The following is a 14,697-nucleotide window of genomic DNA, read 5'->3' on the forward strand; positions in this document are numbered from 1 at the left end:
ATCAAGATTTCGAAGAAGAAAGCTTCACCTGAGGCATTCAAACCTCAATAACCGTTAAACTCTGATCTGTCAGAGAAACATACCTGACTGTCATTATCACCAACAAAGAAATCAATCAATCGACATAACCACGATACATATCAGAATAGAAAATATCCTTCCAACCCCATTTAATATAAACTCTCTTGAGCTCAACCGCTGTGCCGCGACTGTCGCATCGGTCGATCGCGCCGGAGGGTTTGGGATAAGGTTCTCAAATCCAAAAGGCATGCCGAAACCGTTGCACCGGTCGATCACGCCTCCATGCCAGTTTTTGATCAAACTTTTTCTGAAAAAGTTTGTGATAAGGCTTGTAGGTTGGTGAAACCCGGATATAGCAATTTGGAGAGCAAAAGTGTATTAAAGGCTGAATAGATAGTGAAAAAATCCAAATATAAGCAAAGTTATTTATAGAATCTGAGTACAAAATCAGGGATTATAAGGATATATATTAGCAAAAAAAGTAGATTGGAGGATAATATGGCAAAAGTAATACCGTTTGCACCAATTGAGCGTTTAATAAGGACTGCAGGTGCTCATAGAGTAAGTGAGAGTGCGGGAGTAACTCTTACAGAAATTCTGGAAGAATATGGACTTGAGATTTCAAGAGAAGCAATAAAACTTGCAGAACATGCAGGCAGAAAAACCGTAAAAGCTGAGGATATAAAATTAGCAAAAGAAATGTTATAAGTTAGATAGATCATCCGTATAGATCGACCATCCCTTAAAAGCTATTCACCAGTACTATCTTGCTTTAAGGGACAGAATAAAAAATAAAATGCTGAGGATCAGCATTTTTCCTATTATTTTCCTATTTTTACTTAAAATTCAATTATGCGGTTGCGGACTCCATATCCACTACGGTCAGAGATTCCACAGGGCAAATCTTTGAGCAAGCTCCACAGCGGACACAAACTTCATCATTGATAATTGCTACTCCGTCCAGGATCCTGATTCCCAGTTCAGAGGTTTCGGGATCAAAGTCTTCACTTTTCATCAGTTTTACATTTACAGGGCAAACGGAAGCACAGATTCCGCATCCAACGCATTTTTTGGACTGAACTACTTTTTTGTTTTTCTTATCTGCTTTTGCCATTAATAGTCACCTCAAAATTCCAGAAAACTGCCAGACAACGAAAATAAGCTGCAGGAAGTTGTAAAAGCAGGAGCTGGTAATAATATAATCGTAAATTTATATTTGTACTGTCAGTGGTATATTTGATATTTTTAAAATATATGAAGATTTCGAAGCAAGCGTTTTTAAGGAAGGTTATACACCCAGGACCATATCAGCGAGACCTATGCCTGTCACAGTAAGGGCAGTTACTATAACTCCGGCTATCATGACGCCGAGAGCAATTGCTGGCAGCGCCTGCCTGAACTTGACCCCGAATACAAATGCTGCTGCACAACCTGACCAGGCGCCTGTAGCGGGCAGGGGTATGGCTACAAAAACGGTCAGCGCAAGGAGTCCGTATTTCTCAAAATTCTCAGTATTGTTCCTGCGGGTTCTTGAGAAAAGCCAGGTGAAGAAAGTATCAAAGATTGAATAGCGTCTGAGATAGTTCGAGACCGGTTCAAGGAAGAGCAGAAGGGGAATTACAGGAAGAAGGTTCCCAAGCACTGAGAAGAAGAAGGCTTCGAAGGGTCCCATTCCATAAATGCCCATTGCGACAGGGATTGCCCCCCTCAGTTCGGAAACGGGTACAGCTCCTAGAATCAAAACCGCAAGCCAGTGGGGGACAGCCCCCAGCATATCTACTAATGCTAGTTCAACAGACATAGTAATCAGGATTTGTTTAATTCCGCATTTTCCTATTTTAAGAAAAGGCTAAATTCAAGCCTTTTCAAACTTTTAAGAGATCTGGAGTATAGAGAAGCTGCTTCCTGTTCATTAAACCTTAATCTGCACCTGAGAGTGCAAAATGTGCGAGTAAAGCTTCGAGCTGAATCTTTTCAGTAGCACCTTCAGTGAGCCTGAAATCGATCTCACCTACTATATCTACGAGTTCGACAATGCGCCTTTCAGAAAGCCCGAGATCCAGAATCATCCGGTCATCCATTTCCGAGATTGCCCTGTAAATCTGTCCAATTATATCTTCCCCGGAAAGACCCTCTTCGTAGAGCAACCTGTTCAGTTCCTTTCGTGCAACCCTGAAATTCCCGCTCAGGGCCGTTTCGATCAGGTTCCTGATATCCTCAGGATTTGCGGTTGCTGTAGTTCTATAAATGGTTTCCCTGGATATAGGCTTTTCTGGATCTATGAAAGCAGCAGCTTGGAGAGAATTCACAGCTTTTCTCATATCTCCCTGGGATACGTAAATAAGTGCCTCATATCCGTCTTCAGTAATGGATAAATCCTGATCTTTAGCTATGTACTCAAGGCGGCTCCTGACAGCCTCTTCAGAAAGGCGCCTGAACCTGAAAACTGCACAGCGGGACTGGATAGGTTCTATAATTCTGGAAGAATAATTGCAGGACAGAATAAACCTGCAGTTATTGCTGAAGCGCTCCATTGTCCGCCTGAGTGCAGATTGGGCATCCGAGGTCAGTGCATCGGCTTCGTCCAGAAAGATAATTTTGAACTCGGCTCCTCCTATAGGGGCAGTTTTTGCAAAATTTTTAATTTTCGTCCGGACAACATCAATACCTCTTTCATCTGATGCATTGAGTTCGGTAAAGTTCTCACGCCAGAGATCTTCCCCGAAGATTTCTCTTGCAATCGATACTGCAGAGGCTGTTTTTCCGACCCCAGGCGGCCCTGAAAACAGGAGATGGGGAAGATTTCTCGTTGCAACGTAGGATTTCAGGCGTTCAATTGTTTCTTCCTGCCCTACCACCTGGTCCAGCCTGATAGGCCTGTATTTTTCGATCCAGATCTCTTCTTTAATCGTAGAGTCCTCCATCAATGCTTGCACCATATTTAGAAAAGATAATATTTAAACTTTTGAATGTTCTCAGTTGTTATGTTTAAACTGCATCTTAAAAGTACAGTTATGCGTTACAGCCAGGATACAACTAATATATAAATGTATAGAAAATAGGCTCTGTAGAAATCCTAATTCGATCCATATTATTTCTATTACGTTTTTGTTTATGTTATAGACTATTAGTTTAACTTTTACTTCTTTTTATTTGATTTCTAGACTTTCTTGCCCTTAATATCTCTCCAAATTTCCTTATTACGGCAGATATTATTGTCTCTAATATATTTCTTCTATTTATTTGATCTTGTCAAACTCAGGTTAAACAATGAGGAAGGAATTCTGGACACAAACTTTTGAAGAGTAGTGTAATGAGGAACCTTATCAAGGTCAAGTTTTTCTTTTATATTACTCATAAGGTCAATAAGTTCTGCAAAATCACGGTAATCTGTATTTATATACTCTTTCAGTAAAACAAAAACAAGAAGCTGATGTTGAGTATAAACATGTTTAAAATATTTACAGGAGTAAAGGTTCAGTCTTCAAGACTGAACCGTTTTAAGACTGAGATCAATAAATTTAATATACTTATTCGATGGCAATAGCAATTGCTCTTTTGTTTTTTGTGGGGACAAAAAAGTAAGAAGCATTTCTACAATTTTATTTTTATAAATTTTTGGGCAAAATAAAATTTATAGGATTTCTATAGAGCCGATACAAAATCTAGTTAAGAAGGTTATTGGACTATACTAGGGAATTAGTATATTTGAATGCCGATTAAAGGTATAGCGGTTGTCTGCATAAATTACATTGAGAGCAAATACTTTTATTTAATTTGGAAAAGTCGAGAATGGAAGAACAAGCTGAAAAATCGAAAATGGAAAAACTAACTGAAGAACTCAAAGAAATGGCTCTGACCCTTGGAGCTTTTAAAGTGGGCATCGCTACAACCGAAACCCTTGCAGGCGGCCCTCCTTCCACGGATCTGACATATGTGCTGCCAGGGGCAAAATCGGCAGTCGTTTTTGCCCTTGCTTTTGACCAGAACCTCATAGAACCCTACTTTAGAAAAAAGGATCACAAATCCTTGGACACAAATAAGGTGCGGACAACCACCCTTGCTAACGGGATAGCCCTTGAAATGGCAGGATTCTTGCAGCAGTATGGTTACAAAGCTGCCCCTCAGCTTGCGAATTTCGTTTACCGTCAGGATTCGGAAAACTGGCTGCTGGATATGCCCCCCCCCTATTTCCCATAGGTATCTAGCAGTTCGCTCCGGGATAGGGCACTTCGGGTACTCAGGGAACATAATTACGGACGCGGAGCTTATCCCGACAGAGCCACTGCCAGAAGAAGAGAATTATTGTGATGAATGCAAGATCTGCCTTGCAGTCTGCTCCTCTGGATATGTTGACCCTCTTGAAAAGGTAACAGTAAATCTTGGAGGGAAGGAGTTTACCTACGGAAAGAGGAGAAGCAACAGCCGATGTTTCCTTGTCTGCGGAGGGCTTACAGGTCTGAATGCCTCGGGAAAATGGTCAACCTGGTCTCCGGCTCGCTTTGAGATTCCAAAAAAGGACGAGGATTTCATCGCTGCGTTGCCCGGTGCAATAGAGGCATACCTCAAACGACCGAAAATCAAAGGCGGATTTTTCATATGCCTGATCCCAGGAAACAGAATGGAATATACCTGTTCAAACTGTCATTTTGTCTGCCATCCTGACAAAGAAGTCCGGAAAGCACGATACAGGATGCTCTCGGAAAGCGGCGTGGTCATACAGGAACCCGATGGAACCTGCAGGGCCGTGTCTCCGGAGGAGGCAAAGGAGTTTCTCAAAGCCATGCCTTTAGAAAGGAGAAAGCTTTACGAATCGGTTCCAGAGGAGTAACTGATCCAGAGCAGAGGAAGTTAATTCAAAAAGTCACAAATACGATTTGCTCTAGGGCAGCATAGAAAGAAGATCTAACAGAGAAAACAGAAGTAAGAAGAGAAAAAAGGTGTTGAAGAGGAAGAAAATATAAAACCGAAAGTTTAATCCATGTACACTGTGTGCAGGGTTTCATAAATTGGTCCTTCAGGGGTAAGTGTGCTTTTCTTTAGAGCCACTTTATTTACCCACATGGTACCAATTTCAATATCCTTTAACTCCTTCACGGTATTTATAAAGGCATTTTTCTTATCTTTCTTGAGGAATTTTATCCTGGCAAGAGTAGCATGTGCGGTAAATTCCCTGTCATCTTTTTCGAACTTGAAAGGTTCCAGTAAATTCTCCACATTCTCATGTAACGCCCAGAAATTTCCAGTTGCACCCAGCCATAGCACTCTAGGATTCGAAGGTTTGGGGAAAACTCCAAGCCTCCCGATTTTTGTCTCAAAAGGTTCACACGTAATGGAATCGAGGGCTGCGGAAAGCGATGGAATCTTTGATTCGTCCACATTTCCAAGGAATTTCAAAGTTATATGAACGAGTTCAGGATCAACAAACTTTAGATCAAAACCGGAAAATCTATCCTGAAGCTCTCGAATCTTCTCTATAAATCCGGGATCTAATTCTACTGCTATAAATGTCCTGATCAAAACATTCACCAATCTTAATTGAAAAGCGAACCAGAAAAATCTTCCTGTTACTCTTTTCTATCTGCCTATTAACTATCTTCTGGAAAAAATTGGCTTCAGATCCCTGTTGAGGGGATTGTAAACCTTCCTGAAAATTTTTGAGAAAAAAAGAAGTTAGAGGAAAAATGCAAGAAAGCCGGAAAGAAAAAAGGAAAAAAACGAATGGATCACAGGGCAATTATAATATATAAGAGATAAGTGGCTCCGTAGAAATCCTCTTAAATAGCCAATCTTAACAAATTAAAACTAAATTGCCTGATTCATTTTGCTGAAGAACTTTAAGTCTATTGATGACGATTAAGTAGGTTTTCTACAGAGCCAGATAAGTACAGATTTGTAAATAAGCTTAAGTATTTATAAAGTTGGCTTCAATGTTAACCTTAGGTAGACAGTTATAACCCAGAGAAAAGCGGTAAATTAAAAAAATATAACCCTAAATTTAAGAAAAATAATATTAATTCAAAAAAAGTAATTTTAACTTTATAAATAAAATGTAGGAACCAAATCGGTTGCTGCAAAAAGAAAAAGCGGTGGATCATATGGATAGAGCACGTATAATTGCAGAAACGGCAGCCCGGATTTCCAAAGAACTTGATGCTGCCGCAATTATGGTTTCCGGGGAGCTGAGTTTTGAAGGGATTGAAACGGGGGGAATTCCGGTCTATTATATCTCCATGCGCCCGAAAAGCATAATAGACCACCTGGTCTCAACTGGAAAAGATGGAAAAGCCCCCTTAAAGGAGCTTGGTGATCAGATAAATCGGGAAGCTTCGGGGAACTCAGAAAACCTTCAGCAGGCTGCCGCCATAGAGTACGTGCTCGGGAATCAGGAAAGCGGGATTATTGTAGGCGTGGTTGAAACTCGTGGTTCCAGTTCGATTATTGTGCATAGCCTCGATGAAAACCCCCTTATAAAAGCCATGAAGGAATGCCAGGAAAGGATAAAATCTGAAGTGATGAGTGCAATCATGAAAATCTCATTTGATATTATCCTGACAGGCAGGGAAGGCAAGAAAATGGGTGCTGCCTTCATTATAGGTGATTCTGAAGAGGTTCTGAAACGCTCTCACCAGTTAATACTGAATCCGTATGCAGGCCACGATGAAACTTACCGGAGCGTCCTTGACAAAAGAAACTGGGAATCCATAAAGGAATTTGCCCAACTGGATGGAGTTTTTGTGGTGGATGAAAATGGTATTATCCATGCAGCAGGCCGTTATCTTGACGTTGATGGGAAAAATGTGGATATTGAAAAAGGACTGGGAGGCAGGCATGTATCGGCAGCCGCAATCAGCAGGGATACGGTTGCGATTGCAGTTACAATATCCGAATCAGGTGGAGTTCTCAGAGTGTATAAAGATGCAAAAGAAATAATCTGTATGGAGTGCCTGAAGCCTGCGGTGAGGTACATTTAATCCATAGTATCAAAAACTTTTTTCCTCAGGATTGGAAGCTCTTGATTGCACATTGGAAGTGTAGAGTTGTAGATTTTCAAGAGCGGATACTTCGAAGGAATATGAAGGAATAAGGGCAGTACATACACTCATAAACAAAGAGAAATATACTCCTGAATATGCGGGGAGATAAAAAGAACGGGGTAACTCCATGAGAAGGCAACTTTTTTACATTCCTTTTAGCATTACATTCCTCCTGTTTTTAATCATCTTTGTTACCTTTGGGCTTAGTTTTCTCTTTTTTGGAGTAATTATTTCAGCTTTTGTGAAAATAGGCTTCTCTATAGGACACGCATTTCTTATCCTGCTCCTGTCCCTTCTCGGAAGCGGCATCAATATTCCTCTGGCAACCCTCAGGTCTGATACTCCTGTAGTAAGAGACGCTTATATTCGCGTGTTTGGCGTAGCTTACAGGGTTCCAGTCCGGCATGTGACAAGAAATGAGACGACAATTGCTGTCAATGTAGGGGGAGCAGTTATTCCTATTTTGATTTCAGCTTACCTCATTATGAGGTTTCCCTCTTCTCTTCTGCTTACAGGAGCCGGTGTCCTGATAGTTTCAATCATAACTTATTCAGTAGCAAGGCCTATTCGCGGGATAGGTATCGCAACACCTGCACTGGTACCACCCCTTGCAGCCGCCCTTGCTGCGATTTTACTGACGTCTGCAGTTTCAATTTCTGATTGCCCGATTGACCAGTGCCGCGTTGTCACTGCCTATGCAGGAGGAGTACTTGGAACACTCATAGGTGCTGATCTACTTAATCTTGGAAAAATTAAGAATCTGGGCGCTCCAGTTGCAAGCATTGGAGGGGCAGGAACCTTTGATGGAATCTTTTTAAGCGGGTTCATTGCCCTACTTCTGATATAAAAGAAAATCAGTTAGAAATCAGTTACAAAAATAAGAAAGCAGTCATAAGGTTAAAAAACTTAAAAAATGGGGTAAAGGGGAAAAAGGAAGAAAAAAGAGGGGAATTTAAAGAGATTGTTCTTTTTTTATCTCATTCTTCAGGATAATCCTTTTAATACCTTCTTTTTAGGAGAGCATGGCAAAGAACTACCCCAAGAATTCCTGCAAGCACATCGAAACTGGGGGTTTTTGCGGAAGTTTCTATCGCCATTTTATCATGAGGGATGTCACTGTCTCTGGAGTCATTATCCTCATTCTGAATAAGAGAAGTGGAAGATGCAGATTTATTAGAGGTTTCAGGATCGCTGCTACTTATGGTTTCCGTTATATTTGCTTCTTTTGCAGAAGTTGTATTCTCTTTGGGTCCTGAAATACTTTTATCCTCTACAATGACGTCGGCTGCTGGATAGATAACATATCCTTCTGGAGAAATACTGCCTTTTCCCTCATCCGAAGTCTGGAAATACCAGGAATCAGTAAAATAGGTCTTTTTATCCTTATCAATATCCAGGGTAATGGATTTCGAATTCTTAAGAACAATTTCACTTTCGGAAGCCTCAGTTACCTCGAAACCCTGATACTCGTCTCCTTTCTCGATAAGCATCAGGTCATCTTTGTCAATGAGCCAGGTATATTTGAAGACTGCAAATGAATCAGTTGCACTTGTGAATACCTTATCTACATAAGTGATAAAGTAAAGCTGGTCTTTCATATCCCCGAAATCTGCGGTTGCAACAAAGGTTTTATCGTTAACTGTTCCATTTGAACTTACAATTCCGGACTCGATTTCTTCTCCGTTTTTACAGAGGGAGAACCAGACCTTCTCGCCTTCCACGTCAACCTGGTTAACGGTAAGAGAATAGTTTTTCCCGAGATCCCAGGACTCTCCGGTCTTTAACTGTTTTTTCTCTCCGGAAGCCTGAGAGATCACAAGGGTTGTAAGCTGGGTAGAATCATTTCCAATGGTAATGTATGGTTTTCCGAACCAAGCAAGCTTATAGTAGAACATTCCGCCAAGTTTCTCAGGGATGGTTTTTGAATTCAGTTCAAGGGCGGAAACAAGTGTGTATTTGGAGGAGAACGGACGGGTGGAATATACGAGTTCTCCTTCACCGATTACATGGTTTCCGGGGTTATTTTTGCCAAGTTCGTTCTGACCGTCTTTCTCAACATACTGGAGGCGTTCACCAGACCAGTTTTCAGAAGCTACGAAGCTTTTGTGCTGGTTTACAGGATAGTTAAAGCCGCCAAAGGTGGCTGCAGTCCAGACAAAACCATCAGAGGAGGTTTCGCCAGTGTCGAGGGGAAACCCAGAAACAGCTGGAGCCGGCGGAGCTGCAGAACCTAGGGGAGTTAGCATCAAACATGCTGTTAGCGAAGCAAACAGCAATAGTAAAACTCTTCGAGTACAGGGTTTCATAGGGAGTATCACTCTTTTCTATTTGTTATTGTATATAATTATAATAAGTCTCCATAAATAAGCAAGTATTATTATAAATTGAGCAAAAAGTAACAAGATGTAAGGCTAAATAGTTAATAAATTTTACTAATTTGAACTAAAAAAATAAAAATAATACTAAGCAGAACATAAAAAGAAAAAGTAAAAATCCACATTTTTATTAGCCAGAGAAGCGAACGCTGGAGATTAAAAATAAAATAAAATAAAATAAAATAAAATAAAATAAAATAAAATAAAATAAGGCTCTGTAGAAAACCTATGAGATTACGAATATAAACCAGTTTAAACTGAATAGCCTGATATATTTTTGCTTATCTATTTTTTCGCCTCTTGAAGCTGGTTTAGATAAGTTTTCTACAAAGCCCTTAGATAATCAATTAAAATTCGTCATCCAATTTATTCTCTGCAAATTCAATTTTTATATCGAGCTTATGTTCCAGTTTTTAATCTCATAAACTGCCTCTACGGGGATCTCTACAATGCCGAAATAATATAGATTAAATTAAGGATTTCTACAGAGCCTAAAATAAAATAAAAAAGCAAAGGAGCCTGTACATTCCAGTCCCAGCATCTGCAGGATCAGTTCCCTGTCTTGAAGCGAGCAAGGCTACAAAATTTTCTAACAAAATTGATCAAAAGCAGTGTAAGAGGGATGATAAAAGGCTTGGTTGAAATTAGCCTCTCACCTTGAAACGAAGTAGGGCTGCGATTCCTCCCAATTTCTGAAGTTTTTCTCCGGGCTCAAAGGCCGTACTGAAAACAACGACTTTCCCCTGAGCCTGTTCGACTCTCATAAGGAGTTTGTCGATATCCCCCCCTTTTTCTCGCCTCTCTCGTAAGGTTTCGTCAGCAACAAGCAGGGTTTCCACAGCCCCGTAATCAAGGGCATTCTTAACATCGGCAAGACCGTAGGCAGCTTTGCCGTCCATTGAGATTTCACGGATAAGGTCTTCCATCAGTGTGGATTCGCGGGCTATCCGGGATTCCTGCATAATGCGATCCACTGCACCTCTGCGAAGAACTTCCTGAAAACCGGACATTCCTATCATGGAAGTATCTTCGATCAGAGCTTTTGAAGCCATAGCCGGCTCAGCTTCCTGAAAATATTTAACAAAATCTTCTTTGGTAAATCCAGGGCCAGCAACGACTATAGATGCTTCCTCAGGAACGGCATGCCTGAGCTGTTCTACAACTTCCCTGAAGAATTCATTCCTCAAACCGGATTCTCGTTTGCCTGAGGACTGCCTGATATGAGAATAAAGCTCTATTCCATAGTGGTGCACAAAGCCGATATCGGCATCGCCCTCTTCTATTGCGACCATTACGACTTTCGGGCGTTTTGAAGCTTCTTCAGCGTCCTGTATCCGCTGGAGCTGATCGTTCTTCCAGTGTTCTTTGACTATAGAAAGATTGGTTCCAATCTCGATATTCAGAGTATGATAGGAGCCTGCATCCATCCCATGCTCTATCACTCCATGCACCCTCAGCCGATTTGCAAACTTATGAAACTCGATCTCCTCAACCCTGATCCCCAGTCTTACCTTTACTTTCTCAACCTTCTCAGGGCGGATCTTATCGCTTGCCGTATCGGCTTTCCTTTTGGTGACCGCAAAGACCAGGTCCCCTTTTTCGATTATGTATTTCAGATGCCAGAGATCATCGAGGGTTTCGGCTGTTACTGCAATTTCCCCTTCCCTTCCTCTGAGGGAGCGGTTTGTAACTCTCATACCTTTTTCACTCCACGAATTTCAATTTCCCCTTTAATTCCTTCTCTGCTATCCTCAGGCTCGTGCTCTATTTCGAGGGTTTTGTATTCTTCTCCGTACTCGACTTTCTCTCTCTTTCTTTCAGGTTTTTGGCTCTTTAAGTCCGATTCTCCGGGTGGGATCATCATGGCTATCTGATCAGGAGAAGCTATCTGTTTCACGAAGCGGGGGTCATTGAGCTCATCCACATAAATTCTGTAGATTTTTTTTGAAATATCGTTCTGATTAAAACTCCCAGGGACTATTTCGAGGATATAATCCCCATGTTTTCGGACAGCAGATGCAGGCCCGCCTATTACTCTGGTCTCGCCTCCTTTGAGCTCAAGACCAACTGCAACGCCCAGAGGAACGTCCTTAAAGTAATTACGTTCCCCACGGATAACAAAAGCCCCTTTTCTAAGATATTCTCCGGATTCCGGGGTCTTTGTAACCTGTTCGGCTTTGACTAAGTAGCAATCACCGCTGAAATGCCCGGCTTTCCACAGGCTGGAGTAGGAAACAGCAAACTGTGCCGCTTCCTGCAGGGTAGATTTGGGAACTTCTTTTCCGCCTGTCTTAATAATGGTAAGGGGAGCACCAGGCGCCTGGGTATGGAATACAAGATCTCTCTTTTCCAAGTATTTTTTGAAAACTTCCTCATTAGTATCGGCATCCCTGCCTCCTACAACAAGGAAGCCGTCCGAGGACACAAACCACCTGAACCTGTCGTACCAGTGCTTTTTCCGCGATACCTGAAGTTTCCTTCCTGCCTTTGTAGCTTTTGCCACGGCTTTTTTCTCCATAGCCTTCCTGGTATCTTCAATAGCTTTGAGAGCGCCTTCTTTTTTCTTGTTAAACTTTTTGATCTTCTCATAGTATTCCTGAGCGTTCTGTGGAACTGTCTTCCGAATATCAAGATTGACACTCTTTCCTTCAAGATCTACAGTTATGGTCCCGGTTCTTGGGTCGATATTTGTGATCTTTTGCGCAGCAGGTACGGTCTTTTTGGCCTGTTTCAGAATGGATCGTATCTCATCCCAGGAATAGCCCTTTGCCCTTGCACCATTAAGCACGGAAAAAAGCTCTTCGATAATCTGGTAATTTGCGTAGATAGTCTCAGCAAGGATGTTATTCTTCTCGATCTCTTTTTCAAATTTTTTAAGGCTTTCCTCCTGCTGGAGAAGCCTTCTCTCATAAACACCAAGAGTTTTCTCTTTTTTCTGAGCCTCTTTTACCTCTTCAACTTGCTCAAGCGCTTTTTTTCCAAAGAATTCATCAAGCGCAGTGTTAAAAGAATCGAAATATTCTTTTTCAAACCCGGAATAGCGAATAAGGTCAAAGGGAAGCACATCGAAGGTTTCCAGCTTTCCGTTAATTTCCTTTTTCACATGCTGGGGCCTGAGTTCAGGAGCTTCGGCTTCAACCCCGCTTTCTGTTTCTCTGATACCTTTCTCTCCGGCTCCTGTCCTGAACAGCGGGGAAAAGAGTTCATGCATTGCATTGCAGAGTCGCAATGCGTCTTCTTCGGTTGCTTCCTTCGAAGGCTTTGATTTGTCAATTCCTGCCCTGGCACACACTTCTTCTGCCAGAACCCCTCCCAAATTGAACTTTGTGGCAATCGTGCGGACAATATCTGCTGTAGACCTGGAAAAAGCCTCCATGAGGTCTGAAACCCTGGCTTCCAGCGGGCTCAACTGAGCCTCTGGCAGTTCGTAAATTTCTCCGCTCCGAAGCCGCCTATCCTTAAGTGTTACAGGATTCATAGGCAGGATAATCCTGTTTTCCGAATCGACAATAAGCACGTTTCCCCGGGCGAAAAGCTCCACAATAAGAGTACTTCTGATCCCTCCTCTTTCGATCCCGATCTTTACTATCCTGTCAAAATCGTGCTGCTCGATAGATACTATCCTGCCTCCCATAAGGTATTTTCTGAGCAGCATCGGAAAAGCCTGTGGAAGCTTAGGGCTTGCCCTGATATACTTGCTTAGATGAATTCGCTTTCCTGCCTCAATAACCAGGTTGTCCCTGCCCTGGTGAAAAACATAAAGATTGATGCGGATCTCCTCATTAGTGGGCTGGTAAATCTTCCCGATCTTCGCATCAATAATGGATTTTGGACCCGCTGACAGCTCGGCAACAACTGCAGCAACATCCGCACTTGACATATCCTGTTTCATGAAGTGGATATAATAGAGGCTTTTCGTATAAGTGTTTACTTCCCGAGTTTCGCTTCGGGAGCACGAAGTCCTTTTCGCTTCGCTCAAGAGGACTCATTGACGGTGACAGTATTGGATAAGTTTTGAAAGGGTACGGGAAAAGAAAAATGGACTGGACGCAAGTAGCCGGAAATATTGTCTTTAACCTGTGTCATATCCCGCACCTTCGGCGTTGCTTTCAAGAAATGGTCGCGATATAGGAGTGAAGAAAAATCATAGTTCTCTCAAAACTCGAAACCCAAGATTGGCGAAACGACTCTCAGGTTCGCGCTTGAAGCGACCAGCGGAACGGCAAAACCCTTTATTGCAGAGCCAGCTACACCCGCGAGAAACACGATTGGAACTATTTCCTTCCTCCCATGCCGTACCATCCAACGGAGCCCCGTTGTAATTTTCATGCCATTTATCCTGCACCCATTCCCAGACATTCCCGTGCATGTCGTAAAGTCCCCAAGGGTTTGGTTTCTTTAGACCGACTGCATGAGTTTTACCGCCTGAGTTCTCAATATGCCAGGCGTATTCATCAAGTATTGACTCATCTTCGCCAAAGAAGCATCTTGTCTGTGTGCCAGCCCGGCAGGCGTATTCCCACTCGGCTTCTGAAGGTAAGCGATACTTATCAGTTCCTTCTATTTCATTTAGCTTCATGATAAATTGCTGGGCATCTGCCCAGGAAATCATCTCAACCGGGCGGTCTTCACCCTTGAAGTGTGAAGGATTGTTTTTCATTATTGTTTTCCACTGCTTTTGTGTGACAGCCGACCTGCCCAGATAGAAAGAGTTCTGAATTGTTACTTTATGGAGCGGAGATTCGGAATCTGACCTCTCTTTCTCTTCGGAGGATGAACCCATCTCGAATTCCCCGGCCGGGATCAGTACAAATTGTATGCCTGTAGAAGGACTGATAAAGATTTCAGTACTACCAGGATTATCAGCTTGTGCGAAGAGAGGTGACTCTTCAGTTTCTTCAGGTTCCTCTTTTTTCAGATAACATCTAACTGCACTAACGTAACTCATAATATTGGATTTGCTTCCCAAAAGACCCACATCCCAAATTTTTTCATTAGTTAGTTAATTATTACCTGTTAGATTTTACTTTAATTGGTTATAAGCTTCTATTTCCAGCTTTTAACTTCAACTTTTGCTGCCATGTCTATTTTAACTTTTTATTTAAAATATTCTATAATTCTACGATATCTATAATTATTCCTGTTAAAATTAAACTTTCCTGCTACCGAATGCTGTATTAAAAAGACGTTATGCTCTCAATTATAATAAAAAGCAATAAAAAAGCTTTCATAAACTAGAATTAACTGTTAAACTATTTTAAAAA

Annotated in this window: 14 protein-coding genes and 1 pseudogene; 5 read left to right on the forward strand and 10 right to left on the reverse strand. The window is 41.8% G+C overall.

All coding sequences use genetic code 11. From position 1 onward, the window contains the following. Window positions 1-111 precede the first annotated feature (111 nt). Window positions 112-297, reverse strand: coding sequence for a hypothetical protein (locus tag AOB57_RS04665; RefSeq protein ID WP_167829544.1), 186 nt, complete (start codon window positions 295-297; stop codon window positions 112-114). A gap of 210 nt (window positions 298-507) precedes the next feature. On the opposite strand from AOB57_RS04665, the gene AOB57_RS04670 reads away from it, so the two are divergent. Next, window positions 508-729, forward strand: a complete 222-nt coding sequence (locus AOB57_RS04670; protein WP_226999640.1) for a histone family protein — start codon at window positions 508-510, stop codon at window positions 727-729. A gap of 142 nt (window positions 730-871) precedes the next feature. Here AOB57_RS04670 and AOB57_RS04675 read toward each other — a convergent pair whose 3' ends face one another. The 4 genes and pseudogenes from AOB57_RS04675 to AOB57_RS15115 form a co-directional block, all read right to left on the reverse strand. Further along, window positions 872-1,135, reverse strand: a complete 264-nt coding sequence (locus tag AOB57_RS04675) for a 4Fe-4S dicluster domain-containing protein (RefSeq protein ID WP_054299235.1) — start codon at window positions 1,133-1,135, stop codon at window positions 872-874. A 174-nt stretch (window positions 1,136-1,309) separates the two neighbouring features. Beyond that, window positions 1,310-1,822, reverse strand: coding sequence for a COG2426 family protein (locus tag AOB57_RS04680; RefSeq protein WP_054299236.1), 513 nt, complete (start codon window positions 1,820-1,822; stop codon window positions 1,310-1,312). Between the two features lie 118 nt (window positions 1,823-1,940). After that, window positions 1,941-2,960, reverse strand: a complete 1,020-nt coding sequence (locus tag AOB57_RS04685; protein WP_226999641.1) for a replication factor C small subunit — start codon at window positions 2,958-2,960, stop codon at window positions 1,941-1,943. A 138-nt stretch (window positions 2,961-3,098) separates the two neighbouring features. After that, window positions 3,099-3,502: pseudogene (locus AOB57_RS15115) on the reverse strand (hypothetical protein); the annotation flags it as partial. 311 nt (window positions 3,503-3,813) lie between these two features. Here AOB57_RS15115 and AOB57_RS14460 point away from each other — a divergent pair. After that, window positions 3,814-4,221: a hypothetical protein gene (locus AOB57_RS14460; RefSeq protein WP_226999642.1), complete on the forward strand. Its 408-nt coding sequence runs from the start codon at window positions 3,814-3,816 to the stop codon at window positions 4,219-4,221. After that, window positions 4,151-4,852, forward strand: coding sequence for a hypothetical protein (locus AOB57_RS04690; RefSeq protein WP_226999643.1), 702 nt, complete (start codon window positions 4,151-4,153; stop codon window positions 4,850-4,852). Before AOB57_RS14460 ends, AOB57_RS04690 begins: the two co-directional genes overlap by 71 nt. 143 nt (window positions 4,853-4,995) lie before the next feature. Here AOB57_RS04690 and thpR read toward each other — a convergent pair whose 3' ends face one another. Next, window positions 4,996-5,541: an RNA 2',3'-cyclic phosphodiesterase gene (thpR, locus tag AOB57_RS04695; protein WP_054299250.1), complete on the reverse strand. Its 546-nt coding sequence runs from the start codon at window positions 5,539-5,541 to the stop codon at window positions 4,996-4,998. A gap of 578 nt (window positions 5,542-6,119) precedes the next feature. Here thpR and AOB57_RS04700 point away from each other — a divergent pair. Together AOB57_RS04700 and AOB57_RS04705 are read left to right on the forward strand one after the other, a co-directional pair. Next, entirely contained in the window at window positions 6,120-6,995 is an 876-nt protein-coding gene (locus AOB57_RS04700; protein ID WP_054299251.1) for a DNA integrity scanning protein DisA nucleotide-binding domain protein, read from the forward strand. 190 nt (window positions 6,996-7,185) lie between these two features. Next, complete coding sequence (locus tag AOB57_RS04705) at window positions 7,186-7,905, forward strand: DUF1614 domain-containing protein (RefSeq protein WP_054299238.1); 720 nt, start codon at window positions 7,186-7,188, stop codon at window positions 7,903-7,905. A 151-nt stretch (window positions 7,906-8,056) separates the two neighbouring features. On the opposite strand, the gene AOB57_RS04710 is transcribed toward AOB57_RS04705, so the two are convergent. From AOB57_RS04710 to AOB57_RS04725, 4 genes are all read right to left on the reverse strand, one after another. Further along, window positions 8,057-9,304, reverse strand: coding sequence for an S-layer protein domain-containing protein (locus tag AOB57_RS04710; protein WP_226999644.1), 1,248 nt, complete (start codon window positions 9,302-9,304; stop codon window positions 8,057-8,059). 773 nt (window positions 9,305-10,077) lie between these two features. Next, entirely contained in the window at window positions 10,078-11,130 is a 1,053-nt protein-coding gene (locus AOB57_RS04715; protein WP_054298259.1) for an mRNA surveillance protein pelota, read from the reverse strand. Beyond that, window positions 11,127-13,325, reverse strand: a complete 2,199-nt coding sequence (gene rqcH / locus AOB57_RS04720; protein ID WP_054298258.1) for a ribosome rescue protein RqcH — start codon at window positions 13,323-13,325, stop codon at window positions 11,127-11,129. Before rqcH ends, AOB57_RS04715 begins: the two co-directional genes overlap by 4 nt. Window positions 13,326-13,577: 252 nt before the next feature. Further along, window positions 13,578-14,381, reverse strand: a complete 804-nt coding sequence (locus tag AOB57_RS04725; protein WP_193726278.1) for a formylglycine-generating enzyme family protein — start codon at window positions 14,379-14,381, stop codon at window positions 13,578-13,580. Window positions 14,382-14,697 lie beyond the last annotated feature (316 nt).

This window comes from Methanosarcina flavescens (assembly GCF_001304615.2).
Taxonomy (GTDB): Archaea; Halobacteriota; Methanosarcinia; order Methanosarcinales; family Methanosarcinaceae; genus Methanosarcina; species Methanosarcina flavescens.